General features: G+C 65.7%; 26 protein-coding genes. 11 read left to right on the top strand and 15 right to left on the bottom strand.

Going from position 1 to position 23935, the window contains the following annotated elements:
• Positions 1–5: 5 nt before the first annotated feature.
• The 4 genes from paaJ to paaA all read right to left on the bottom strand — a co-directional run bounded on the left by paaJ (position 6) and on the right by paaA (position 2626).
• Positions 6–518: a phenylacetate-CoA oxygenase subunit PaaJ gene (gene paaJ, locus IFU00_01795; GenBank protein ID MBD8541011.1), complete on the bottom strand. Its 513-nt coding sequence runs from the start codon at positions 516–518 to the stop codon at positions 6–8.
• A complete protein-coding gene (gene paaC / locus IFU00_01790; GenBank protein ID MBD8541010.1) occupies positions 518–1270 on the bottom strand; it encodes a phenylacetate-CoA oxygenase subunit PaaC in 753 nt (250 codons plus the stop codon). The genes paaJ and paaC overlap by 1 nt, the downstream gene beginning before the upstream one ends.
• 20 nt (positions 1271–1290) lie before the next feature.
• Complete coding sequence (gene paaB / locus IFU00_01785) at positions 1291–1575, bottom strand: 1,2-phenylacetyl-CoA epoxidase subunit B (protein ID MBD8541009.1); 285 nt, start codon at positions 1573–1575, stop codon at positions 1291–1293.
• 61 nt (positions 1576–1636) lie between these two features.
• Positions 1637–2626, bottom strand: coding sequence for a 1,2-phenylacetyl-CoA epoxidase subunit A (paaA, locus tag IFU00_01780; protein ID MBD8541008.1), 990 nt, complete (start codon positions 2624–2626; stop codon positions 1637–1639).
• A 91-nt stretch (positions 2627–2717) separates the two neighbouring features.
• Between paaA and paaX the strand changes: the two genes are divergently transcribed.
• Complete coding sequence (paaX, locus tag IFU00_01775) at positions 2718–3662, top strand: phenylacetic acid degradation operon negative regulatory protein PaaX (protein MBD8541007.1); 945 nt, start codon at positions 2718–2720, stop codon at positions 3660–3662.
• Here the strand turns inward: paaX and IFU00_01770 are convergent.
• Entirely contained in the window at positions 3643–4299 is a 657-nt protein-coding gene (locus tag IFU00_01770; GenBank protein MBD8541006.1) for an NAD(P)H-binding protein, read from the bottom strand. The genes paaX and IFU00_01770 overlap by 20 nt on opposite strands.
• A 100-nt stretch (positions 4300–4399) precedes the next feature.
• On the opposite strand from IFU00_01770, the gene IFU00_01765 reads away from it, so the two are divergent.
• Together IFU00_01765 and IFU00_01760 are read left to right on the top strand one after the other, a co-directional pair.
• Positions 4400–5323: a LysR family transcriptional regulator gene (locus IFU00_01765; GenBank protein ID MBD8541005.1), complete on the top strand. Its 924-nt coding sequence runs from the start codon at positions 4400–4402 to the stop codon at positions 5321–5323.
• A 64-nt stretch (positions 5324–5387) separates the two neighbouring features.
• Complete coding sequence (locus IFU00_01760; protein MBD8541004.1) at positions 5388–6521, top strand: hypothetical protein; 1134 nt, start codon at positions 5388–5390, stop codon at positions 6519–6521.
• 448 nt (positions 6522–6969) lie between these two features.
• Here the strand turns inward: IFU00_01760 and IFU00_01755 are convergent, their stop codons facing one another.
• Genes IFU00_01755 through pmbA form a run of 3 tightly spaced genes read right to left on the bottom strand, consistent with a single transcriptional unit; the run spans position 6970 to position 9487 of the window.
• Positions 6970–7866, bottom strand: coding sequence for a DUF4214 domain-containing protein (locus IFU00_01755; GenBank protein ID MBD8541003.1), 897 nt, complete (start codon positions 7864–7866; stop codon positions 6970–6972).
• A gap of 19 nt (positions 7867–7885) precedes the next feature.
• Positions 7886–8125 carry a hypothetical protein gene (locus IFU00_01750; protein ID MBD8541002.1) on the bottom strand — a complete coding sequence of 80 codons (240 nt, stop codon included), beginning with the start codon at positions 8123–8125 and terminating at the stop codon, positions 7886–7888.
• A 9-nt stretch (positions 8126–8134) separates the two neighbouring features.
• Positions 8135–9487 carry a metalloprotease PmbA gene (gene pmbA / locus IFU00_01745; GenBank protein MBD8541001.1) on the bottom strand — a complete coding sequence of 451 codons (1353 nt, stop codon included), beginning with the start codon at positions 9485–9487 and terminating at the stop codon, positions 8135–8137.
• A gap of 93 nt (positions 9488–9580) precedes the next feature.
• Here pmbA and IFU00_01740 point away from each other — a divergent pair, with 93 nt between their 5' ends.
• Genes IFU00_01740 through IFU00_01730 form a run of 3 tightly spaced genes read left to right on the top strand, consistent with a single transcriptional unit; the run spans position 9581 to position 11461 of the window.
• A complete protein-coding gene (locus IFU00_01740) occupies positions 9581–10189 on the top strand; it encodes a DUF615 domain-containing protein (protein ID MBD8541000.1) in 609 nt (202 codons plus the stop codon).
• Positions 10167–10796: a molybdopterin adenylyltransferase gene (mog, locus tag IFU00_01735; GenBank protein MBD8540999.1), complete on the top strand. Its 630-nt coding sequence runs from the start codon at positions 10167–10169 to the stop codon at positions 10794–10796. Before IFU00_01740 ends, mog begins: the two co-directional genes overlap by 23 nt.
• Positions 10793–11461: an alpha/beta hydrolase gene (locus IFU00_01730; GenBank protein MBD8540998.1), complete on the top strand. Its 669-nt coding sequence runs from the start codon at positions 10793–10795 to the stop codon at positions 11459–11461. Before mog ends, IFU00_01730 begins: the two co-directional genes overlap by 4 nt.
• Before the next feature lie 18 nt (positions 11462–11479).
• Here the strand turns inward: IFU00_01730 and IFU00_01725 are convergent, their stop codons facing one another.
• Positions 11480–12817, bottom strand: coding sequence for an aspartate aminotransferase family protein (locus IFU00_01725; protein ID MBD8540997.1), 1338 nt, complete (start codon positions 12815–12817; stop codon positions 11480–11482).
• A gap of 131 nt (positions 12818–12948) precedes the next feature.
• Here IFU00_01725 and IFU00_01720 point away from each other — a divergent pair, with 131 nt between their 5' ends.
• A complete protein-coding gene (locus tag IFU00_01720) occupies positions 12949–13506 on the top strand; it encodes a carboxymuconolactone decarboxylase family protein (protein MBD8540996.1) in 558 nt (185 codons plus the stop codon).
• 6 nt (positions 13507–13512) lie between these two features.
• Here IFU00_01720 and IFU00_01715 read toward each other — a convergent pair whose 3' ends face one another.
• Genes IFU00_01715 through IFU00_01705 form a run of 3 tightly spaced genes read right to left on the bottom strand, consistent with a single transcriptional unit; the run spans position 13513 to position 15337 of the window.
• Positions 13513–14361 (bottom strand): fumarylacetoacetate hydrolase family protein, encoded by an 849-nt coding sequence (locus tag IFU00_01715; GenBank protein MBD8540995.1) that lies wholly within the window; start codon positions 14359–14361, stop codon positions 13513–13515.
• Between the two features lie 56 nt (positions 14362–14417).
• Positions 14418–14774 (bottom strand): cytochrome c, encoded by a 357-nt coding sequence (locus IFU00_01710; GenBank protein ID MBD8540994.1) that lies wholly within the window; start codon positions 14772–14774, stop codon positions 14418–14420.
• Positions 14771–15337 (bottom strand): cytochrome c, encoded by a 567-nt coding sequence (locus tag IFU00_01705; protein ID MBD8540993.1) that lies wholly within the window; start codon positions 15335–15337, stop codon positions 14771–14773. Before IFU00_01705 ends, IFU00_01710 begins: the two co-directional genes overlap by 4 nt.
• Positions 15338–15493: 156 nt before the next feature.
• Here IFU00_01705 and IFU00_01700 point away from each other — a divergent pair, with 156 nt between their 5' ends.
• Genes IFU00_01700 through IFU00_01685 form a run of 4 tightly spaced genes read left to right on the top strand, consistent with a single transcriptional unit; the run spans position 15494 to position 19682 of the window.
• Positions 15494–15880 carry a c-type cytochrome gene (locus IFU00_01700; protein ID MBD8540992.1) on the top strand — a complete coding sequence of 129 codons (387 nt, stop codon included), beginning with the start codon at positions 15494–15496 and terminating at the stop codon, positions 15878–15880.
• 10 nt (positions 15881–15890) lie between these two features.
• On the top strand, positions 15891–16850 hold the full coding sequence (gene coxB, locus IFU00_01695) for a cytochrome c oxidase subunit II (GenBank protein ID MBD8540991.1): 960 nt from the start codon (positions 15891–15893) through the stop codon (positions 16848–16850).
• Entirely contained in the window at positions 16847–19351 is a 2505-nt protein-coding gene (gene ctaD, locus IFU00_01690) for a cytochrome c oxidase subunit I (protein ID MBD8540990.1), read from the top strand. The genes coxB and ctaD overlap by 4 nt, the downstream gene beginning before the upstream one ends.
• A gap of 4 nt (positions 19352–19355) precedes the next feature.
• Positions 19356–19682: a hypothetical protein gene (locus IFU00_01685; GenBank protein MBD8540989.1), complete on the top strand. Its 327-nt coding sequence runs from the start codon at positions 19356–19358 to the stop codon at positions 19680–19682.
• A 53-nt stretch (positions 19683–19735) separates the two neighbouring features.
• Here the strand turns inward: IFU00_01685 and IFU00_01680 are convergent, their stop codons facing one another.
• From IFU00_01680 to IFU00_01670, 3 genes are all read right to left on the bottom strand, one after another.
• Positions 19736–21049, bottom strand: coding sequence for a sorbosone dehydrogenase family protein (locus tag IFU00_01680; GenBank protein ID MBD8540988.1), 1314 nt, complete (start codon positions 21047–21049; stop codon positions 19736–19738).
• 78 nt (positions 21050–21127) lie between these two features.
• A complete protein-coding gene (locus IFU00_01675) occupies positions 21128–22402 on the bottom strand; it encodes an MFS transporter (GenBank protein MBD8540987.1) in 1275 nt (424 codons plus the stop codon).
• Between the two features lie 29 nt (positions 22403–22431).
• Positions 22432–23826 carry a lysine 2,3-aminomutase gene (locus tag IFU00_01670; GenBank protein MBD8540986.1) on the bottom strand — a complete coding sequence of 465 codons (1395 nt, stop codon included), beginning with the start codon at positions 23824–23826 and terminating at the stop codon, positions 22432–22434.
• Between the last annotated feature and the right edge of the window lie 109 nt (positions 23827–23935).

The following is a 23935-nucleotide window of genomic DNA, read 5'->3' as shown; positions in this document are numbered from 1 at the left end:
GGGCTCTAATGACACTTGAAGTAATCGAACGGCTCGCGGCAATCGAGGCACTTGTAGAGCGCCTTGCACGGGGTCGAGCCGAATTCGCTGGTCAGCTGGGTGCTGGCCGAACCGCAGTGCGGGCAGCTCACGGCCGGCGCGGCGCGGCGGCGGATGCCGGCGTGCAGGCCGCTGATGTCGATCGCCTGCTGCACGGGCGGCGCAATGCCGTAGCCGGTGAGCGCGGCCTTGCCGGCAGCGCTCATCCAGTCGGTGGTCCAGGCGGGCGCCAGGCGCGTGGCGATGCGCACGCGCTCGAGGCCATGCGCGCGCAATGCGTCGCCCACGCTGTCGGCAATCACGGTCATGGCCGGACAGCCCGAATACGTGGGCGTGATCGTGACCACCCACGTGTCGTCGTCCAGGGCCACGTCACGCACGATGCCCAGGTCGACGATCGAGATGACGGGGATTTCCGGATCAGCGACTTCGCCCAGCCAGGCCCAGACCTGCTCGACCGACACGGCCAGCGCATTCATCACCAGGCCGCGCCTGGATAGGCGCGCTGCAGGAACTGCATCTCGGCCAGGATGAAGCCGAGGCGCTCGCTGTGCCGGCCCTGTTTGCCGCCGCGTTGCATCCAGGCGTCAGGCGATGGCATGGTCAAGGTGGCTTCGGCGAATATGTCGGCCAGGTGGCTCAGGTAGGCTTCGCGCAGCGGCCCGGCGGCTGGCGCGACGCCCTGCGCCACCATCGCCTCGTCGACCGCGTCGTACAGGAACATCTCGCCGCTGTACATCCACAGGTCGTCCAGCGCGGTCTGCATCATCGCGTGGCTGGTGGCCGTGCCGTCGCCCAGGCGCACCACCAGGTCGCCGCTGCGGCGCAGGTGGTACGTCACTTCCTTGAGCGACTTGGCCGCGATCTCGACGATGCGCGGGTCGCTCGAGCGGGTCAGGCCATCCATCAAAAAGTAATGCCACGCATCGAACAGGAACTGGCGCATGACGACATCGGCATAACTGCCATTGGGCTGTTCGAGCAGGATGCAGTTGCGATACTCGCCGCTGTCGCGCAAAAAAGCGAGGCGGTCTTCGTCGCGGCCCTGGCCTTCGAGTTCGGCGGCGTACGACAGCCACATCCGGGTCTGGCCCAACAGGTCGAGCGCCACGTTCGACAGCGCCATGTCTTCTTCGAGTGCCGGCCCCTTGCCGCACAACTGGCACAGTTGCTGCGACAGGATCAGGGCGTTGTCGCCCTGGCGCAGCAGGTAGTCGATTTTTGCATCCATGGGATTGGTCTCCGGCGCACTCACAGATTCTTGACTTCTTCCGGCATCGGGAAGAACGTCGGGTGGCGATACACCTTGCTGTTGGCCGGCTCGAACAGCGAGGCCTTGTCGTGCGGGCTGCTGGCGACGATGTCGGCGGCGCGCACGACCCAGATCGAGACGCCTTCGTTACGGCGCGTGTAGACGTCGCGCGCGTTGTTGACGGCCATCTCGGCGTCAGGGGCGTGCAGGCTGCCGACGTGTTTGTGGGCGAGGCCGTGCTGGCTGCGGATGAAGACTTCCCACAGGGGCCATTCTTTGCTCATTGTTGTCTCCGTATTGCCATCGCATCGTGTGAGTGTGCGAATGTGCGAATCTGCGTTGGAATCAGGCGGCCACTTTTTTTGCAGCCTGCTTGTCGGCGTGCGCCACCAGCGCGTCGCGGAACCATTCGCCGTCGTCCCAGGCTTTGACGCGCGTGCGCAGGCGCTCGCGGTTGCACGGGCCGTTGCCCTTCAAAACGTCGTAGAACTCGGCCCAGTCGATCGCGCCGAAATCGTACGAGCCGCGCTCGGCATTCCATTTGAGGTCGGGATCCGGCACCGTCAGGCCCAGGTACTCGGCTTGCGGCACGGTCTGGTCGACCATGCGCTGGCGCAGTTCGTCGTTGGAGAACAGCTTGATGCGCCAGGCGCTCGACTGTGCGCTGTTGACCGACTCGGCATCGGACGGGCCGAACATCATCAGCGACGGCCACCACCAGCGATTGAGTGCATCCTGCGCCATCGCCTTCTGCTCGGGCGTGCCCTTGGCCAGCGCCATCATGATGTCGTAGCCCTGGCGCGCATGGAACGATTCTTCCTTGCAGACGCGGACCATGGCGCGCGCATACGGCCCGTACGAGCAGCGGCACAGCGGGATCTGGTTGATGATCGCCGAGCCGTCGACCAGCCAGCCGATCGCGCCCATGTCGGCCCAGCTCAGGGTCGGGTAGTTGAAGATGCTCGAATACTTGGCCTTACCGGCATGCAGGGCCGCCAGCAGCTCGTCGCGCGAGACGCCCAGGGTCTCGGCGGCGCTGTACAGGTACAGGCCGTGGCCGGCCTCGTCCTGGATCTTGGCCAGCAGGACCGACTTGCGCTGCAGGGTCGGTGCGCGCGTGACCCAGTTGCCTTCCGGGAGCTGGCCGACGATCTCGGAATGGGCATGCTGCGAGATCTGCCGGATCAGCGTCTTGCGGTATGCTTCCGGCATCCAGTCCTTCGGTTCGATCTTGATCCCGGCGTCGATGCGCGCCTGGAATGCCTGCTCGTCGGCGCTCATGTCCTGTTCTGTGCGGACTTTATTGAGGCCTGTCTCCACCATTTGTGCGTACATGGATCTCTCCCGTTGCAAAATCTGTGCTAATCATAATACGATACAAAAAAACGGAAGTACACAATAATTTTGAATCATATCGAGCCCGATCGTGAATGACATGACCAGCACCCAGTGGATTGCACTCAGCCTGGCCACCGATCCGCCGCGCCACAAGTCGCTGGTGATGACGATCTGCGGCGACGCGATCGCGCCCCATGGCGGCGCCTTCTGGCTCGGCAGCATGATCGAGCTGCTCGCGCCCTTCGGCGTGAACGACCGGCTGGTGCGCACCAGCGTATTCCGGCTGGTGCAGGAAGGCTGGCTGACCGCCAGCCGCGAAGGCCGGCGCAGCCGCTATGCGCTGGCGCCGACGGCGCTGCCGCGCTTCGAGCGCGCCAACCGCCGCATCTACGCCGCGCCCGGACAGGACTGGGATGGCCGCTGGACGTTCGTGCTGGCCACCAACGGCAGCATCGACAGCGACCTGCGCGCGCTGGTGCGCAAGGAACTCGAATGGGAAGGCTTTGCGATGCTGGCCAGCGGCGTGATGGCGCATCCGGCGCCCGACCGCGACCTGTTGCGCGATATCCTCGCGCGCACGGGCGCTGAAGGCCGCGTGTTCGTGTGCCAGGCCGACGAGGTGCCGGATGCCGGTTCGCGCCCGCTGCCCGAACTGGTGGGCGACTGCTGGAACCTCGATGCGGTGGTGCTCGGGTACCGCGGCTTCATCGAGACGTTTGCCCCGCTGCCGGCCTTGCTGGCACGCGGCGACGTCAGCCCGGCCCACGCATTCGCGATCCGCACCTTGCTGATCCACGCTTACCGCCGCGTGCAGCTGCACGACCCGATGCTGCCGCTGCCGCTGCTGCCCGACCCGTGGCCGGGCGCCGACGCATATGCGCTGGCGCGCACCATTTATCAACTGAGCCACGAACGCGCCGAGGAACACGTGCTGGCCATGTTGCGTGTCGAGGATGCGGCCACGCTTGAAGCGGATGCGGCGTTTCGCGGCCGCTTCGGCGGGCTGGCGCCCGCTACCTTGTCGCGACCGTAAAACGCGCGCGCACATGGCGCGGCTGCTCGATTTCGTCGACGATGGCGAGCGCCAGGTCGGCCACGGCGATGCCGGCCGGCTGCGCGCCATCCATCAGCAGGTCGTCGCCGCCCAGACGATAGGCACCGGTCGGCTCGCCCTGCCCCAGCATCGCCGGCGGGCTCAGATAGGTCCAGTCGAGCACCGTGTTGGCGCGCAGTGCCGTCAAGGCGTCGCGCGCGGCGCGTGCGCCGGGCACCACGTTCGGCGGCACGTGATCCAGAAACTGCGGCGTGTCGATCAGTTGCACGCCAGGCGCGACGAACAGGCTGCCGGCGCCGCCCACCACCAGCAGGCGTCGCACGCTACTGGCCTCGACACCCCGCACGATCGCATCGAAGCCGCGCGTGAAGTTGTCGTACAGGGCGGGATCGTTCCAGCCAGGATTGAAGGCAGAGACGACGGCGTCCGCGCCTTCCACGGCACGAGCGACGGCGTGTGAGTCATAGGCGTCGGCCAACGCCACGGTCAGTCTAGGCTGCGCGGGCAGGCGCGCAGCGTCGCGCACCACGGCGGTGACCTGGTGGCCGCGTTGCAGCAGGGTGGAAAGGACGGCGGCGCCGACGAAGCCGGTTGCGCCAATGAGGGCGATGTGCATGGTGACTCCTGAATGCGTGAATGAGCTACTTACGATACCGGCTTCACGACGAGGCGATAAGATAGGCAGATTCACTATCACCTTGAAGCTGGATTAACAGATGAACGATCTCAGACCGTACGCCGTGTTTGCCGAAACCGTCGCCGCCGGCTCGATGAGCGGCGCCGCGCGCCGCCTCGGCATGAGTCCATCGGCCGTCAGCCAGACCATCCGCGCGCTCGAGGCGCAGGCCGGCGTGACGCTGCTGCACCGCTCGACCCGCAAGCTCACGCTGACCGAGGCGGGCGCGCGCTGCTACCCGCATTGCCTGCGCCTGCTGGAAGCGGCAAGTGCGGCCAACGATTCTCTGCTGCAGGCGCGCGATGCGCCCAGCGGCGAATTGCGGGTGGCCGCGCCGGTGGGCTTTGGCGCCCATATCGCGCCGGCGCTCGCGCCCGTGCTGGCGGCATGGCCGCAACTGCGGCTACGCCTGCTGGTGGACGACGCCATGATCGACCTGATTGGCGAGCGCATTGACCTGGCGATCCGCGCCGGCCGCCTGCCGGACTCGCGCTGGATCGCGCGGCCCCTGTGCCAGTTCGAGATGATCGTGTGCGCGGCGCCGGCCTACCTTGCGCGGCACGGCGTGCCCGAAACGCCGCAGGCGCTTGCAGATCACGCCTGGCTCACTTCCACGCGCGACGGCGTCGACACTGCCGATGGTCCCGCCACGATGGCGCTCGATCTGCACCGGGCCGACGCCGACGTGCAGCTGCAGGTCGAGGCGCGCATCGTCAGCAACAACCAGCTGTCGCTGCACCAGATGTGCGAACAGGGCATGGGCCTGGCGCGTCTTGGCCATGCTGACGCACACGCCGCGATCGAGCGCGGCGCGCTGGTGCGCGTGCTGCCGCAATGGCAGTCGGCACCGCTGCTGGTATCGGCCATGACGCCGCGGCGCGACGGCGATCCGGCCAAGGTGCGCGTGGCGCTGGAGGCGCTGCGACGCCACTTCACGGCCCTGCCGGGAACCCGGCCAGCCTAGCGAACGCTTGCTGAAAACGGGTATCATCATCGTTCTACGCACCTTCTCAACACAGGACAACACCATGTCTATCAAGATCAGCAGCCAATTCGACGCTGGCGCCATCGAGGTCGTGAACGCCACGAGCGCGAACGCCATCGACCTGAACATCCGCAAGGATTCGCACGCCGACATCATCCAGTGGTTCTACTTCCGCCTGCAGGGCGCGCAAGGGCAAGCCTGCACCATCCGCCTGCTCAATGCCGGCAAGGCCGCCTATCCGGCCGGCTGGGAAAACTACCAGGCGATGGCGAGCTACGACCGCGTGAACTGGTTCCGCGTGCCGACGTCGTTCGACGGCAGCGTGCTGGCCATCGAGCACACGCCCGGCATGGACAGCGTGTATTACGCCTACTTCGAGCCGTATTCGTTCGAACGCCACCTCGAGCTGCTCGACCGCGCGCAGATGGCCGAGAACGTGCGCATGCTCGACCTGGGTTCGACCGTCGATGGCCGCGACCTGAACATGCTGGTGATCGGCGAGCCGGCCGAGGGCAAGAAGAAGGTCTGGGTCATCGCGCGCCAGCACCCGGGCGAGACGATGGCCGAATGGTTCGTCGAAGGCATGCTCGACGCGCTGCTCGACCCAGCCAATCCGTTCGGCCGCCAGCTGCTGAAAGAGTCGGTGTTCTACGTGGTGCCGAACATGAACCCGGACGGCTCGGTGCGCGGCAACCTGCGCACCAATGCCGCCGGCGCCAACCTGAACCGCGAGTGGCTCAATCCGAGCATGGAGCGCAGCCCTGAAGTCTTCCTGGTGCGCCAGAAGATGCACGAGACGGGCGTGGACGTGTGCCTCGACGTGCACGGCGACGAAGGCTTGCCGTACGTGTTCGTGGCCGGCAGCGAGTCGCTCCCGAACTTCACCGCCGAGCAGGGCGCGGCGCAGGCCAGCTTCATCGCCGACTTCAAGGTCGCCAGCCCGGACTTCCAGGACGTACACGGCTACGGCAAGACGCCCTACACCGACCAGACCCTGACCATGGGCTCGCCGCACATCACGCACACCTTCGGCGCCCTGTCGCTGACACTGGAACTGCCGTTCAAGGACAACGCGAACGACCCGGATCCGCTCGTCGGCTGGGACGGCGCACGCAGCGCGCGCCTGGGCGCAGCGGTGCTGCAGCCAGTGCTCAAGGCGATCCGCGCGCGCAAATAAGCAAATAAGCCAGCGTCACCCATCCCAACACAGCTGGGGTCCACAGCTGGGACAGCTGGGGTCAGGTCTGACATTCGGACACGACCTCAGCCTTAGCCACGTCCAGTGGTGTCTTGTCCAGCACTAGCGTGGCCTGGTATCAGCTAGTTTCGACTGCCCGACTGTCGAGATCGTGTCCGAATGTCAGACCTGACCCCGGCTTTTCTGACCCCGGCTTTTCATTAGCCACGTCCAATGGTGTCTGCGCAGTATCAGCGTGGCCTGGTGCCAGCTAGTTTCGACTGCCCGACTGTCGAGATCGTGTCCGAATGTCAGACCTGACCCCGGCTTTTCGAATGTCAGACCTGACCCCGGCTTTTCATTTAGAGCGCGCGGGTAGCTGCAGGCTGTGCAATGCAAAGCGCCGTCGGGGCGACGGCGCTTTTTTGATGCCTGCTGCAGTAGAGCGTCAGCCGTACGGCACGTACTCGAAGCCGTTGGCGATGAGCGGCGCGACGGCCGCGATGTTTTCAGGGCTGTCGCTGATCGCGTCGAGCACCTGCGCGGTGGTTGCCTTGCCGCTGTCGAGCAACCCGGACCAGTAGGCCAGGCCGCCTGCGTCGGGCGTGCGCTCCAGGATGTTCGTGTAGTATTTCGTCACCAGGTCGGTATTGCTGGTCACGCCGCTGTACATTTTGGCGTATTCGGCGCTGCCGATGAAGCCGGCGGCGATGTCGACGATGTCCGCGCCATCGTCGAGGCGGTTCATCCAGTACCCGAGGCCGACCACGTCGGGCGCCCGGTCCAGCGCGGCCTCGTACAGGCGGTAGATGGTGCCGCCATTGTCGAAGGCGCCGACGTCGATGGCGATGTGCTTGTCGGTGAAGGCCAGGCGCTCGACATTGATCAGGGTGTCGCTGCCGGCGGCGCCGGTCACCGCGAACGAGCTGTCGCTGGCACGCAGCGCGTAGCTGGCGGCGGTGCCGCGATAGACGGCGGTGTCGATGCCACCATAGCCATTGAGGAAGTCATTGCCGGCGCTGCCGATGACCGTGTCGGCGCCCGAGAGCACATAGGCGTAGGTCAACTGCGTATCGAGTTCGTTGCGCGCGAACTGCGCGATCCGGGCGGCATCGAGCTGTGCATCCGAGACCCGGTAGACTTCGACATTGTTCTGGAAATAAGACGTGCCAGTGACCGTGCCGGCCACCCGGTCGATGCCGAGATACGAGAAAGCACCGCTGAAGGTCTGCTTGCTGCCCCCACCCTCAATCGTGATGCGATTCTGGATCGCCTCGGCGATGGTCCACTCCCAGTCCTGGGCAGTACGGAAGTCGAATGCTCGATACAGCTCGATAGTGGCCATGCGCGATCCTTTCGGTGGATTACAGATCGACGCCCAAATGTGCCTTTACCCAGGCGTTGGCGTCGCTGCTGCTGTCGAAATGCAGGGTGGCGATCGCGGTTTTATCCGGCGCCAGGAAAGTGGCATACACCTTGCGGCCGTCCCCGCTCGAGCTGAGCAGATCGGATTGGGGAGCGAGCTCCACGGTGGCTACCAGGTCGAGGTTCAGCAGCACCGTCTTGGGGCTGCTTTCCTTGTCGATGCGAACGAAGCGGGTCATGCGTTTTCCTTAGTTGCCGGCAATGACCATGTTCTCGATCAGAATCGAGCCCGTGGTCTTGTTGCCGCGAACCAGCGTGTCGGTGCCGACGGCAACGATCTGCTGGAACATATCGCGCATATTGCCGGCGATCGTGATTTCTTCGACCGGATACTGGATCACGCCCTGCTCGACCCAGTAACCGGAGGCACCGCGCGAATAGTCGCCGGTGACGTAGTTGACGCCCTGCCCCATCAGTTCGGTAACCAGGAGGCCCGTACCGAGTTTGCGCAGCATGCCTTCGAAGTCATCGGTGCGGCGCGTGGCCGTCGAGACGATCTCGAGGTTGTGTGCGCCGCCGGCGTTGCCGGTCGTCGGCATGCCCATCTTGCGCGCCGTATATGACGACAAGAAATAGCCTTGCAGCACGCCATCGCTGACTACCTTGCGGCGCACCGTCTTGACGCCTTCGTCATCGAACGGGGCCGAGCCGACGCCGCCGATCAGGTGCGGGTCTTCGACCACCTGGATATGCGATGGAAACACCGGCTTGCCAAGCATGTCGAGCAGGAACGTGGACTTGCGGTACAGCGCGCCACCGGAGACCGCTTGCACGAACGCGCCCAGGAGGCCGGCAGCGAGCGGCGCTTCGAACAGCACCGGGCAGGTGCGGGTGTTGAGCTTGCGGGCATTCAGACGCGCCAGCGCGCGCTCGGCGGCGTAGCGGCCGACTTGTTCAGGTGCGGCGAGTTGCTTGGGATCGCGCGACGACGTGTACCAGTCGTCGCGCTGCATCCCGTTGCCCTTGCCGGCAATGGGCGCAACCGAGATCGTGTGGCGCGAAAACGGATAGCCGCCGAGAAAACCACGCGAATTGGCGGCGACGAAGTGCGACTGCTGCACGTAGACGCTGGCGCCTTCGCTATTGGTGATGCGCTTGTCGACGGCGAACGCGGCGGCTTCGCAGCGCTGGCCCAGCTCGACGGCTTGTTCGGTGGAGATGGGCCACGGGTAGAACAGGCGCAGGTCGCGCGGCGCGGTTTCGATCAGGTCGGCGTCGGGCAGGCCGGCGCAGTCATCCTCGGCCGTGAAGCGCGCGATATTGGACGCGGCTTCGACCGTGGCCTTGAGCGAATCGGCGGAAAAGTCGGACGTGCTCGCGTTGCCGCGGCGCTGGCCGAAATACACGGTGATGCCCAGGCCCTTGTCCTTGTTCTGCTCGATTGTCTCGATATTGCCTTTACGCACAGAAACCGACAGCCCGCTCCCTTCACTGATTTCGACCGCTGCATCGGACGCACCCTGCTCGCGCGCAAGCGCCAGCATGTCGCGCGCCAGCTGTTTCAGCTGATCCTGGGTGTGGGTAAAAGGGGTGTCGTTCATGTGTGTTTTTCGTGGCCGTCCCTAAAACAGTTATCATAGCAGCCGTTTACTGTTTTCACTGATCGGCCCAGCGCCAATCAAATCATCCAAATCATGCCTAATCCAAATCGCGGCTCGGTGGGCTTCCAGTCCAACGAGTTCGAACCAGAGTACGACCGTCCTTCCAAATCTGAGCTCAAGCGCCAGTCGAACGAGTTGCAGAAGCTCGGCGAGCAGCTCGTCGAAGCGGCGCGCGACCGCGTCAAGCGCGTCGAGATGCCCGAGGACGTGCGCGATGCCATCCTCACGTGCCAGACGATTACCAACCACGAAGGCCGGCGCCGCGCGCTGCAATTCGTGGGCAAGAAAATGCGCACGCTGAACGAAGAAGAAGTCGCCGTCATCCAGCGCACGATCGACAGCTGGAAAGGCGCGTCGAAGGCCGAAACAGCATCCCTGCACGCGCTCGAACGCCGCCGCGACAAGCTGCTGTCGGACGACACGGCGCTGACCGTGCTGCTCGAAGAAAACCCCGAGCTCGACGTCCAGCACCTGCGTACCCTGATTCGCAACGCGCGCAAGGAAGTGGCCGAGTCCAAGCCGCCAAAAGCCTTCCGCGAAATCTTCCAGATCCTCAAGGACCTGCAAAAGAAGAAGAAAGCCGATGCGGCTGCCGCTGCCGACGACGAAGAAGCGAACGATGACGAGTCCGACGACGAGTAACGCTGTCGGTAACGATGCGCTGGTGATCGGCCTTGTCTCCGTTTCCGACCGCGCCAGCGGCGGGGTCTACGAAGACAAGGGCATCCCGGCGCTGACCGACTGGCTGGCCAGCGCGCTCACGACGCCGTATCGCATCGAGACGCGCCTGATCCCGGACGAGCGCGCGGCCATCGAGGCCACGCTGATCGAGCTGGTCGACACGGCGCGCTGCCACTTGGTGCTCACCACCGGCGGCACCGGCCCGTCGCGGCGCGACGTCACGCCCGAGGCCACGCTGGCGGTTGCCACCAAAGAGATGCCGGGCTTCGGCGAGCAGATGCGCCAGATCAGCCTGCGCTTCGTGCCGACCGCGATCCTGTCGCGCCAGACGGCCGTGATCCGTGAAACCGCAGACCACGCGGCCCTGATCATGAACCTGCCGGGCCAGCCCAAGTCGATCAAGGAAACGCTCGAAGGCCTCCGGGACGACGCCGGCGCCACGATCGTCGGCGGCATCTTCGCGGCCGTCCCCTACTGCGTCGACCTGATCGGTGGCCCGTACATGGAAACCAATCCGGCGGTCAGCCAGACCTTCCGCCCCAAATCGGCATTGCGAAAGACACCATGACCCAGCTGCTGGACAATATCGAAATCGAGACCGCCCCGAATCCGACCATCGCCGTCGTCTGGCTGCACGGCCTGGGCGCCGATGGCAATGACTTCGTGCCGCTCGTGCGCGAACTGGACCTGACCGGCCTGCCGGGCATCCGCTTTGTGTTCCCGCATGCGAACACGATGCCGGTGACGATCAACGGCGGCTACGTGATGCGCTCGTGGTACGACATCGTCGCCACCGACCTCACACGGCGCGAAGACGAAGGCGGCTTGCGCGCATCGCAGTTGCAGGTCGAAGCGCTGATCGCCCGCGAAAAAGCGCGCGGCATCCCGGCCTCGCGCATCATCCTGGCCGGCTTCTCGCAGGGCTGCGCGATGACGCTGCAGACGGGCTTGCGCCACCCCGAGAAACTGGCGGGCATGCTGTGCCTGTCGGGCTACCTGCCGCTGTCCAGCGTCGCCGGCACCGAGCGCAGCGAAGCGAGCCTGGGCACGCCGATCTTCATGGCGCATGGCGTGCAGGATCCGGTGGTGCCGTTTGCCCGCGCCGAAGAGTCGCGCAAGGTCGTCGAGGCGCTCGGCTACCAGGTCGAGTGGCATGCGTATCCGATGCAGCACACGCTGTGCCTCGAAGAGGTGCAGGACATTTCAAAGTGGATTCGCAAGGTCGTCGCGTAACATCGGCAACGGCGGCCCTCACCCCATGAGGGCCGTCGCCAACGCAGCCTTGACCGCCGCGTCCAGCCGCGACACGATCTCCGACAACTCCCCCGGCGTCACGATAAACGGCGGCGCCAGCAACACGTGGTCACCCAGCTGACCATCGATCGTCCCGCCCATCGGATACACCAGCAAGCCGCGCGCCATCGCCTCGGCCTTGATCGCCGCGTGCAGTTTGACCTCCGGCGCGAACGGCGCCTTGGTCTCGCGGTCCCGCACCAATTCCAGCGCCATGAACAGCCCGCGCCCGCGGATATCGCCCACGTGTTCGTGCGTGCCAAACGCATCCCCCAGCATCTGCCGCAGCAATGCGCCCCGGCGCTGCACCTGCGCCAGCAGATCGTCACGCTCGATCACCTGCTGCACCGCCAGCGCCGCCGCTGCCGCCACCGGGTGACCGATATACGTGTGCCCGTGCTGGAACATGCCGCTGCGCTGGCGCAGCGTGTCGACAATCGCCTCGTGCGCGAGCACCGCACCGATCGGCTGGTAGCCGGCGCCCAGCCCCTTGGCCACGGCCACGATGTCCGGCGCCACGCCCTCCTGCCCGATCGCATACATGCTGCCGGTGCGGCCCATGCCGCACATGACTTCATCGGCGATCAACAGGATGCGGTGCCGGTCGCAGATATCGCGCACGCCCTGGAAGTAGCCCGGCGTGGGCGGGATCGCGCCGCCGGTGGCGCCCACCACCGGCTCGGCGACGAAAGCGATGATGGTGTCCGGCCCGGCCTTGATGACGGCCGTTTCGAGTTCGTCGAGCAGGCCGGCCGTGTAGTCGTCGAGCGACATGCCGTCGGTGCAGCCCCGGTAGGCATAACAGGGCGCGACCCGCAGCGCCTCTTTCAGCAGCGGCGCAAAGGCGCGCTTGCGCCACTCGTTGCCACCCACGCCCAGCGCGCCCAGCGTGTTGCCATGGTAGCTCTGGCGGCGCGCGATGAATTGCGTGCGCTGCGGCTCGCCCGCCTCGACCCAGTACTGGCGCGCCAGCTTGAGCGCGGTCTCCATCGCTTCCGAGCCACCCGAGACGAAATACACGCCGCCCATGTCCTGCGGCCCGCCGGCGATCAGGCGGTCGGCCAGTTGCTCGGCCACTTCGGTGGTAAAGAACGCGGTATGGGCGTAGGCGCAGCGGTCGATCTGGCGGTGCATGGCCGCAATCACGTCCGGGTGGCCATGGCCGAGCGAGGACACGGCCGCGCCGCTGCTGGCGTCGAGGTAGGTCTTGCCGCTGCTGTCGCGCAGCACGATGCCTGCGCCGCCAACCGCCGTGGGCGGCATCTGGCGCAGGTTGCGGTGGATGATGTGGCTCATGGACGGCTCCCTCGGCGGTGACTGCAACGCTTGACGATAAGCGTGCTCCGAGGCACTTCTTTTGATTTTTAGCGCGGGCCGTGCGAATATTTTCCTGCCTTCAATTTCGATACAACAGGCGGGTATGCTCGATGAATGAACGTCTCGGCCCCATCCCCGATCACGCTTTGACCACGGCCCAGCGCGCCGCTGCGCAGGAGATCATCGACGGCCCGCGCGGCGCCGTCTACGGTCCGTTCGTGCCGCTGCTGCGCAGTCCCGAACTGATGCTGCATGCGCAGCGCATGGGCGAGTACCTGCGCTACCGCAGCGCGCTCGGTGTGCGCTTGTCGGAGCTGGCAATCCTGGTCACGGCGCGCCAGTGGGACCAGGCCGTCGAATGGGCAATCCATGCGCCGATCGCGGTGCAAGCAGGGATTCCGCCGGCCGTCATCGCGGCGGTTGCGGCGCGTGAGCGGCCCGCCGACATGCTGGTCGACGAGGCGGTGGTGCACGACTTCTGCATCGAGCTGCACGAGACAAAAGCGGTGTCGGACCGCGTGTATGCGGACGCGCTGGCGCTGTTCGGCGAACAGGGCGCGGTCGACTTGATGGGGATCTGCGGGTACTACACGCTGCTGGCGATGGTGATGAACACGGCGCGCACCGCCGTACCGGATACAGGCGAGCCGCGTGGCGGCCCGCCCTGACACAACTTACTTCGGATACGCCACGACATCGGCCTGCTGCTCGCCGAGACCGGCGATCCCCAGGCGCAGCTGGTCGCCCTTCTTGAGGAAGCGCTGTGGCTTGCGGCCCATGCCTACGCCCGGCGGTGTGCCGGTGGTGATGATGTCGCCCGGCTCGAGCGTCATGAAGCGCGACACGTAGCTGACGAGCTGCGCCACGCTGAAGATCATGCTGGCCGTATTCCCGGTCTGCATGCGCTTGCCGTTCAGTTCCAGGTACAGGTCGAGGTCCTGCACGTCGAGGATCTCGTCGCGCGTGACGAGGAACGGGCCGACCGGGCCGAAGGTATCGCAGCCCTTGCCCTTGTCCCACTGCGAGCCCATCTCGAACTGGAAGGCGCGCTCGGTCACGTCGTTGACGACGCAATACCCGGCCACGAACTTGAGCGCCTCTTCTTCGCTCACGTACTGCGCGCGCGTGCCGATGATCACCCCGAGTTCGACTTCCCAGTCGGTTTTCTTCGAGCCTTTCGGCAGCTGGATCGGATCGTCCGGGCCGTTCAGGGCGCTGATCGCCTTGGTGAAGAAGATCGGTTCGGCCGGCACCTCGGCGCCCGTTTCGCGCACGTGGTCCAGGTAGTTCATGCCGATGCCGATGAATTTTCCGATGCCCTTGACCGGCACGCCCAGGCGCGGATTGCCGCGCACGAGCGGCAGCGTTTTCTGGTCGAGTTTGGCGAGTTTGCGCAGCGCCTTGTCGGACAGCTGCGACGGATCGATGTCGTCGATGATCCCGGACAGGTCGCGCAGGCGGCCCTCTTCATCGAACAGGCCCGGCTTTTCCTTGCCCGGGCGGCCATAGCGGACCAGTCTCATGATGTCATTCCTGTAGAAAAACGCGAATGATACCAATGAATGGTGTCAACCAAGCCTTAGTGGCTCAGCAGGTACGCGCTGATGTCGATCGCATCGCGCTCGCTCACGCCCATGTTCGGCATCGCATTGCCCGGATCGATCGCCTGCGGATCGCGGATCCAGCGCACCAGGTTGGCCTGGGTGTTGGGCAGTTTGCCGGCGATGTAGCGCTGCTGCGCGAGCTCGTCGAGCGGCCGGCCCACGCGCACGTCCGAGCCAGGCACGCCCGGCACCACGTGGCAGGAATGGCAGGCGTATTGCGCGGCGGCGATCTTGCCGCGCATCGGGTCGCCGACCAGGCCAGGGGCCAGTTTCGGGCCGCAGCCGGCCAGCAGCGCGGACACGCCAAGTAGGATGGTGATCGTGGATTTCATGGCTGGCCTTCCTGACCCTGCTGTGCGCGGCCCGTTGCCGTCTGCTCGACATGCGGCGGAACGGCACCGCCTGCCGTCATGCGTTTGAAGTCCTGGCTCGTCATGCCCGGCATGGCGCCCACGAACGCCACCACCGCCCACATGTCCGGCTCACTCAGGTGGTATTCCCAGGCGGGCATGCCGCTCATCTTGATGCCGTTGCGGGTGATCCAGTACAGCTCGCGCGTCTTCCAGTTGACATCGGCATCGACCAGCGGGCCCGGGGCCGGCTGCATGCTCATGCCGATCGTGCTGGGCGCGACGCCCGGGCCGCCGTGGCATTGCACACAGTTGGCCTGGTAGACCAGCGCGCCGCGCTGCAGGCGTTCGGGCGTGTTCAGGTTGGGTGGAACCACGATCTCGCGCGCATGGTTCTGGACCGAGTACTGCATGCCCTCACCCAGCACGGTGTACACCAGCGCGTAGTGCTGCGTGATTGCACTCAGGTCATAGAAGCCGCCGCGCAGCACGATCAGGCCACCGACGGCGCCAATTGTGCCCGCCCCCAGCAGGGTCAGGACCATGGTCTTGACAATAAGTCGTGCGCGATTCGATAGCATAGCCTAGGGCGTCCAGTTGAAAGAATGACATCTACTTTCCTTGTATTATAAAAGCCATCGCTTTTTCACGAAAAATCAACCGTGCGCAACCCATCTCGTCAATATCAACGCCTGTCTTCTGTGCTGAGGGCATCCCGCACTACGCGTGCGACAACGAGCGCCCTGCTCGTCCTCGCAGCCCTGGCGAGCGGCTGCGCAAAAGAAGAACCCGTCTCGCGCGTCGCCGGTGGCGATCCCGAACGTGGGCGCCTGCTGGTGCAGCAGTACCAGTGCGCCGCCTGCCATTTCATTCCCGAAGTCCAGGGTCCGAATGGCGATGCAGGTCCTTCACTGCAGTCCATGGGCCGCCTGAGCTATATCGCCGGCAGCATCCCGAACCAGCCAGAGAACATGATCCGCTTCCTCCAGAATCCCCCCGCCGTGAAACCCGGTACCCTGATGCCTGCGCTCGGCATTACCGACGACGAGGCGCGCCACATGGCCGCCTTCATGTATTCGCTCAAATAATATGACGCCAATCAGCGACATCCAGTCCGTCATGCATCCGGCCGGCGCCGACGCGGCCATCATTTACCAGTTCACCTGGGTCCTGTTCGTCGGCGGCACGGTAATCTTTGCCATCGTCATGGGCCTGCTCGCGCTGGCCATGCGGCGCCAGGCGCGCCCGATCACGCCCGGCGTCTGGATCCTCGGTGCCGGCATCGCGTTTCCGGTCATCGTGCTCACCGCGCTGCTCACCTGGAGCACCTGGCGCACCGGGCAACTGGTGCCGCAAACCTCGCACAAGGCATTGAGCATCTCCGTGACCGGCAAGATGTGGTGGTGGGAAGTGCGCTACCGCGACCCGACCAGCAATCGCGAAATCATCAGCGCCAACGAGATTTATATTCCGGTCGGCGAATCGGTGTACCTGGGCCTGACCGCATCGGACGTGATCCACAGTCTGTGGGTGCCGTCGCTGGCGGGCAAGCGCGACATGATCCCGGGCCGCGTCACGGGCCTGAACCTGCGCGCCGACAAGCCGGGCACCTACCGCGGCCAGTGCGCCGAATACTGCGGCGAGCAGCACGCGCGCATGGCGTTCCACGTGATCGCCCTGCCGCGCCCCGAGTTCGACGCCTGGCTCGCGCGCCAGGCCCAGCCGGCCGTGCCGGCCGACACCACGGTGCTGCAGCGCGGCCGCGAGGCGTTCCTCGCGCAGCAGTGCCAGACCTGCCACACCATTCGCGGCGTGACCGATGTCGCGCCGCAGCTGGATGCCCGGATTGCCGATGCCCCGCGCCTCGGCCCTGACCTCACGCACATCGGCAGCCGCCGGCACATCGCCGCTGGCACGCTGCGCAACCACCGCGGTACGCTGGCCGGCTGGATCGCCGACCCGCAAGCCATCAAAACGGGCGTCTTCATGCCGCCCTCCCCGGACCTGGACGGCGAGACCCTGCGCGCACTGGCCACTTACCTTGAGCACCTGAAATGACGCGCGACGCAACCTTACCGAACTCCGCCCCACGCCCGCCAGAGGAGCTGGAAAAACTGGAGGCCGTGTGGAAGACGCCATCCGGCCTGGGCTTCTTCAAGTCGGTCAACAACACCAATATCGGCCTGCTGTACATCGGCACCGCGATCCTGTTCTTCATCCTGGCCGGCATCCTGGCCCTGATCATGCGGGTGCAGCTGTCGGTGCCGGACAACGACCTGGTCTCGGCCGGCACCTACAACCAGATCTTCACGATGCATGGCACCGTGATGATGTTCCTGTTTGCGATTCCGATCGTCGAGGCGATTGCCGTCTACCTGCTGCCGAATATGCTGGGCGCGCGCGATTTACCGTTCCCGCGCCTGTCGGCGTATGCGTTCTGGTGCTACGCCTTCGGTGGCCTGGCCTTCTTCTGCACGCTGTTCTGGGGCCTGGCGCCGGACGGCGGCTGGTTCATGTACCCGCCGCTGACGGGCATGAAGTATTCGCCCGGCCTGAACGCCGACTTCTGGCTGCTGGGGATCGGCTTCATCGAGATTTCCGCCATTGCCGGCGCCATCGAACTGATCGTCGGCATCCTGTTTACCCGCGCGCCGGGCATGACGCTGCGCCGCATGCCCGTCTATGCGTGGGCCATGCTGGTCGTGGGCGTGATGATCGTCATCGCCTTCCCGGCCGTGATTGCCGGCACGGCGCTGCTCGAACTCGAGCGCGCGCTGAACCTGCCGATCTTCGACCCAGAGCGCGGCGGCGACCCGATCATCTGGCAGCACCTGTTCTGGTTCTTCGGCCACCCCGAGGTCTACATCATCTTCCTGCCGGCAGCCGGCATGATCTCGACGATGATTCCGACCATCGCCGGCAACCGCCTGGTGGGCCGCCGCGCGATCGTCGTCGCACTGGTCGGCGTGGGTATCTTCAGCTTCGGCCTGTGGGCGCACCACATGTTCACGGCCGGCCTGGGCGTCATTGAAATGAGCCTGATCTCGGCGGCCAGCATGGCCGTGGCGATCCCCACCGGCATCCAGGTATTCGGCTGGATCGCCACGCTGTGGAGTGGCCGCATCAGGATGAATGCGCCGACGCTGTTCATGCTCGGCTTCATGTTCATCTTCGTGCTCGGCGGCCTGACCGGCGTGATGGTGGCCGTGATCCCGTTCGACTGGCAGGTACACGACACCTACTTCATCGTGGCCCACCTGCACTATGTGCTCATCGGCGGCATGGTGTTCCCGGTGTTTGCCGCGATCTACTACTGGATCCCGCTCATCAACGGCAACACGATGTCCGAGCGCCTGTCGAAGTGGACCTTCTGGCTGCTGTTCGGGGGCTTTAACATCAGCTTCTTCCCGATGCACATCACGGGCCTGTTCGGCATGCCGCGCCGCGTCTACACGTATTCGAGCGAAATGGGCTGGGACGCGCTGAACATGATCTCGACCCTGGGCTCGTTCCTGTTCGCGCTGGGCATCCTCTTGATGATCATCGACGCTACGCGCACGCTGCGCCGTCCGACCAAGGACGTGGGCAATCCGTGGAACGCGGCCACGCTCGAATGGCTGCCGTCGGAAGACTACGGCAACCGCAGCATCCCGATCATCACGTCGGACGACCCGCTGTGGGACCAGCCGACGCTGTCGAAGGAAGTCGCCGAAGGCCGTCACTACCTGCCGAACACCGTCACCGGTCGCCGCGAAACCATCGCCACCAGCCCGGTCAGCGCCAGGCCGACCTATCTGATGATTCTGCCGGGCGACAGCTGGCTGACCGTGCTGGGCGCCTTCGGCACCGCCGGCTTCTTCCTGCTGCTGACCGTCAAGGCCAACGTGCTGGCGACCATCTGCGGCCTGATCGCCATCGGTTCGATCATCGCCTGGCTGTGGCAGTCGGACCAGAAGGTGCCGATGCGCGAGGCCGACATCGGCGGCGGCGTCACGCTGCCGATCGGCGCGCGCGGCACGGCGTCGCACTCGTGGTGGGGCACGTTCATCATGCTGATCGTGCTGTTCCTGATCTACTGCTCGTTCGCCTACGTCTACATCCACACGTCGATGCGGCTCCAGATCTGCCCACCGCCTGGCGCATCGCTGCCAGCGTGGTCGTGGACGCTGCTGTCGGCTGCCCTGCTGCTGGGCGGCTCCGCGCTGGTGTGGCTGAGCGACCGGGTCTCGAACAAGCTCACGCCGTGGGTGCTGATCGTGGCACTGGCGTGCACCGCCGGCGCCTTCGGCATCGACGTCTACAGCTGGCGCCTCGTGAACCTGGACGGCACGCGCGACACATGGAGTGCATCGATCTCGATCCTGCTCGGCTTCCAGGGCATCATGCTGTTCGTGCTGCTGCTGGCCGCCCCGTACCTGTGCGTGCGCGCCTGGCGCGGCATGATCGTCCCCGAGAACCGTGCCACGCGCGACAATATCGCGCTGATCTGGCACTACGTGACGCTGCAGGGCTTCGCCGGATTCCTGGTGATCCGCGGGCTGCTGCTGGTGATGGAGTGATGCGATGAGCGACCATTTCTTTTCGCGTGCCACACGCGCTTCACTGCCCCTGCTGATCTGGGGCGCGCACTTTGCGTTCGCGTATATCGTCGCGGCGAGCCAGTGCACGCCGGGCGCGCTGCGCGCTGCAGGGCCCAATCCGTGGCTGCTGGGCGGTGCCACGCTGCTGTCAATGGCGGCGTGCGTGTGGGTCGGCGCCCTGGCCGGCAAGCGCCTGCGCCAGGGATCCGACGAGTTCGTGGATTATGTGGGTGCGGCCAGCTCGGTGCTGGCCGTGGTGGCGGTGGCGTGGACCGGGATTCCGGTGCTGCTGGTCACAGGCTGCGCCTGAAACACGTCGTTCCCACGGAGGCGGGAACGACGTGCAAGCGTTGTGGGTAGTTGCTATCCGGCGTCCGGCACCACCCGCCAGATCACGTTGCCGACATCGTCGGCCACCAGCACCGCGCCCTTCTTGTCCACGGCAACGCCCACCGGCCGGCCCTGCGCCTCGCCATCCTTGTTGACGAAGTCGCTGAGGATGTCCACCGGCTTCCCGTTCGGCATACCATCCCGGAACGGAATGAACACGACGTTGTAGCCCGAGCGCGGTTTGCGGTTCCATGAACCGTGGTTGCCGATGATCGCGCCGTTCCGGTACTGGGTCGGCAGCAACGCGCCTTCATAGAACGTCAGGCCCAGCGCGGCCACGTGCGCGCCCAGCGCGTAGTCGGGCACGATCGCCTTGTCCACCAAATCAGGCCGCTGCGGCTTGACGCGCGCATCGATGTTCTTGCCGTAGTAGCTGTACGGCCAGCCATAGAAACCGCCCTCTTTCACCGATGTCAGGTAATCGGGCACCAGGTCGCTGCCGATTTCGTCGCGCTCGTTCACGACCGTCCACAGCGCGCCCGTCTGCGGATTCCACGCCATGCCGTTCGGATTGCGCAGGCCCGACGCGAACACACGCGTGGCGCCGCTGGCCAGGTCCACCTCGAGGATCGCGGCGCGGTTCTTCTCGGCCTCCATGCCGTTTTCGGCGACGTTACTGTTCGAGCCGACCGTGGCATACAGCTTCTTGCCATCCTGGCTGGCGATGATGTTCTTGGTCCAGTGGTGGTTCAGCCCGGCCGGCAGCGGCGCGACCGGCTGCGCAGCTTCGGTGATTTCGGTGGCGCCTTCCTTGTAGTTGAAGCGCACGATGGCATCGGCATTGGCCACGTACAGCATGTCGCCCACCAGCGCCATGCCGAACGGCGAATGCAGGTTCTTCAGGAAGACCGTTTTCAGCTCGGCCACACCGTCGCCGTCGGCGTCGCGCAGCAGCGTGATGCGGTTCGCGCTCGGCACGCCGGCGCCGGCGCGGGCCATCACCTTGCTCTGTATCCAGTTGCGGATCCCGCCGGCGTCCGGCTTGGCCGGCGCATTCGATTCGGCTACCAGCACGTCGCCGTTGGGCAGCACATACAACCAGCGCGGATGGTCGAGCGCCGTGGCGAAGGCATTCACGTCCAGGCCCGCCGCCGCCGTGGGCATCACGCCCGCCGGCCAGCCAGTGGCCTTGGCGATGTTGACCGTCGGGATCAGGGTCTTGTTGGGCGCCTTGAGCTCGGGCTGCGGCCCGATGTCGGCGCCTTGCGGCAGTGTCGACTTGTCGCCGCAGGCGGCCAGCAACAGGAGGGTGGCGCCGGCGCACAGGCGCGGCAGATGATGTCGCATGGTGTTCCCCCAAAATACAGAATGGGGAAATCTTATATTGACAAAACATTACACCATGTACGTTACGGGGCAGCAATCTCAGGTCACCGGCAACGGTGCCCCCCGGCGGCGCCGCGCGTACTGCCACAACCCTGGCACCTGGATCAGCACCAGCAGCGCAAACGCGCAGCGGTAGGCGGCTGCGGGTGCGTGGCCCAGCAGGTCGGGCTGCCACAGCCCGATCACCACGCCAAAGCCAGCCTGCACCAGGAAGGCGCCGATGAAGATCAGGAGGTTCAGGAAGGTGGCGGCGCGCCCGGTCAACGCGCGCGGCATCGACTGGGCCACGATCGCGTAGTCGATGCCGGTGACCGTGCCCGCCAGCGTGAACATCACCGACAGCCACGGGAAGCTGGGCCGGTAGCCGATCACGAACGCGGCCTGGATCAGCACGAACATCGTGATGCCGGCGGCCGCCACATCGAGCGGCGGCATGCCGCGCCGCCCGGCCCATTCGGTGATCATGCCCACCGCGATGGCGCCGAACACCACCGCCGCCATGCCCAGGTACAGCAGGTAGGCGACGGCGTCTTCCGGGTACAGCGCCACGTCGGCCAGCCAGCGTCCGATCCACAGGCCCTGCACGCCGAAGAACACCGCGTGCGGCACCAGCACCAGCGCCACCACGGCGCGAAAGCCGGGCGCGCGCCAGACCTCGCGCAGCGCCGGCAAGAGCGGGGATAACGGGCTCCGGCCGGGCGCGGCGTCGCCCGTCTTCGGGTACAGCAGGGCGATCAGCAGGCCCGTACAGGCGACCAGGCCGGCCAGCAGCAGGAACAGGCCGCGCCAGTCGGTGTACTCGAGCATCGCGCGCACCGGCATCGTGGCGCTGGCCGCGCCCATGCCGCCGACGGCGATCAGGTAGCCGTGCACCGATGGCAGCCGGCTGGGTGCGATCCAGATCGACACGGCCTTGACCGCCGCCATGAAGCAGCCACCCAGGCCGCACCCCATGACGGCGCGCGCCGCGAGCAGGCTCCAGAAGCCGCCGCCACGCGCAAACAGCACCGCGCCGCAGGATGCCACCAGCAGCATCGCCACCTGCACGCGGCGCGGCCCATAGCGGTCCAGCGCCATCCCCACCGGCAGCTGGACCAGCGCGAACGCAAAGAAGAACGCGCTGGTGAGCAGCCCCAGTTGGCCCGGCGTGAGCGCGAGCGCGCTCGCCAGTTGCGACGCCAGCACCGCGTTCACGTTGCGCAGCAGCGAGGACAGGTAATGCCCCAGCGCGAACGGCACGAACACGTACACGAACACCGCCAGGCCGGACAGACGCGGGGGAGCGGGAGACACCAGCGTGGCAGCAGGTTGCATGGCGCAGGCTCTGGCTGAACGTCGACCGGTTATGCCGCGTCGGGCTGGGCATGGCCGCGCTGGCCAGCCGGCACCAGCGGGATCACGCGGCCGCCGGCGCCCCGCAGCGGGCCGCCGCTTTCCGTCTCGAAGAAGAAATGATCGCGCCCGAACGCGGGTTTCAGGTGATCGAGCCAGGTCGCCGTGGCGTCGTATTTGGCAAAGAACGGCCGCCGCACCCATTCCGGATTGCGGGCCTGCAGAAACTGCAGCGCGAACAGCTTTTCGCCATTGATCGTGACGACGCCGTCGATCACGACCTTGCCGGGGAAGGCGCTCATCGACGGTCCGCGCACGGTGCGCGACAGGCCCGAGACCATCGAATAGGCTTCCTGGAAGATCTCGTGGGCGCGCGCCAGCGGCAGTGCGAAGTAGTCGCGCGGGCCGGTATCGCGCTCGACGAACATATAGTAGGGAATCGCGCCCAGGCGCACGCCCGTGGTCCACAGCTCGGCCCAGCTTTTCGGGTCTTCGTTGATGTGGCGGATCAGCGGACCCTGCATGCGCAGCGTGGCACCGGTGCCGACGATGCGCTTGACCGCCTGCTGCGCGATCGGTGCGCGCAGTTCGACCGCGTGGTTGTAGTGGCCCATGATGGCCAGGTTCTTGCCGCTGGCGACCACCTTCTCGAACAGGCGCATCAGATCGTCGCTGTCCTTGTCCGACATGAAGCGCTGCGGCCAGTACGCGACCGACTTGGTGCCGATGCGGACGTTCTGGATGTGGGCCAGTTCGGGGATCAGGAGCGGCTCGAGGAATTCGGCCAGCGAGCGCGTATTCATGATCATCGGGTCGCCCCCGGTGATCAGGACGTCGGTGACCTCGGTGTGCATCTTCAGGTAGTCCACCAGTTCGCCGCACTCGCGCGCATCGAACTTCAGGTCATCCATGCCGACGAACTGCGGCCAGCGGAAGCAGAACGTGCAATAGGCGTGGCAGGTCTGGCCGGCGCTCGGGAAGAACAGCACCGTTTCCTTGTACTTGTGCTGCAGGCCCTTGAGCGGCGCATCGTTCACGCGCGGCACGTTGTGCGTCATCTGGCCGGCCGGGTGCGGATTCATGCGCATGCGGATCGCGTGCACCAGGCGCGCGATTGCGGCGTCATCTTTTTTGACCAGCACCAGGTCGCGCAGCTGCTCGTATTCGGCGCGCGGGAGCATGTCGCGGTGCGGGAACGTCAGCCGGTAGATCGGATCGTCCGGCACGCGCGACCAGTCGATCAGCGTCTCCATCACATACGCATTGGTGCGAAACGGCAGCACGTGCGAGACCACCTGCACGGCTTCCTGCAGGTCGGGCGTGAGCCACTCCCATTGGCGCGCGCTCATGATCGACTGGCGCGTGAAGGGCTTGAACTTGGTGGGCGTCGTTGCAGTCGTGTTCACGAAGATCTCCAGAAGAAGATGATGGGAAGGCGGCGGATTGCCGGAAAGAACCCATCTTAGGGAGGCCGAATGGACAGCAATTGCCATCAATCAATGAGAAGGTGTCTGA

The organism is Oxalobacteraceae sp. CFBP 8761 (genome assembly GCA_014841595.1).
In the GTDB taxonomy this organism is placed as follows: domain Bacteria; phylum Pseudomonadota; class Gammaproteobacteria; order Burkholderiales; family Burkholderiaceae_D; genus Telluria.
This window is presented reverse-complemented; position numbering and strand designations above follow the sequence as displayed.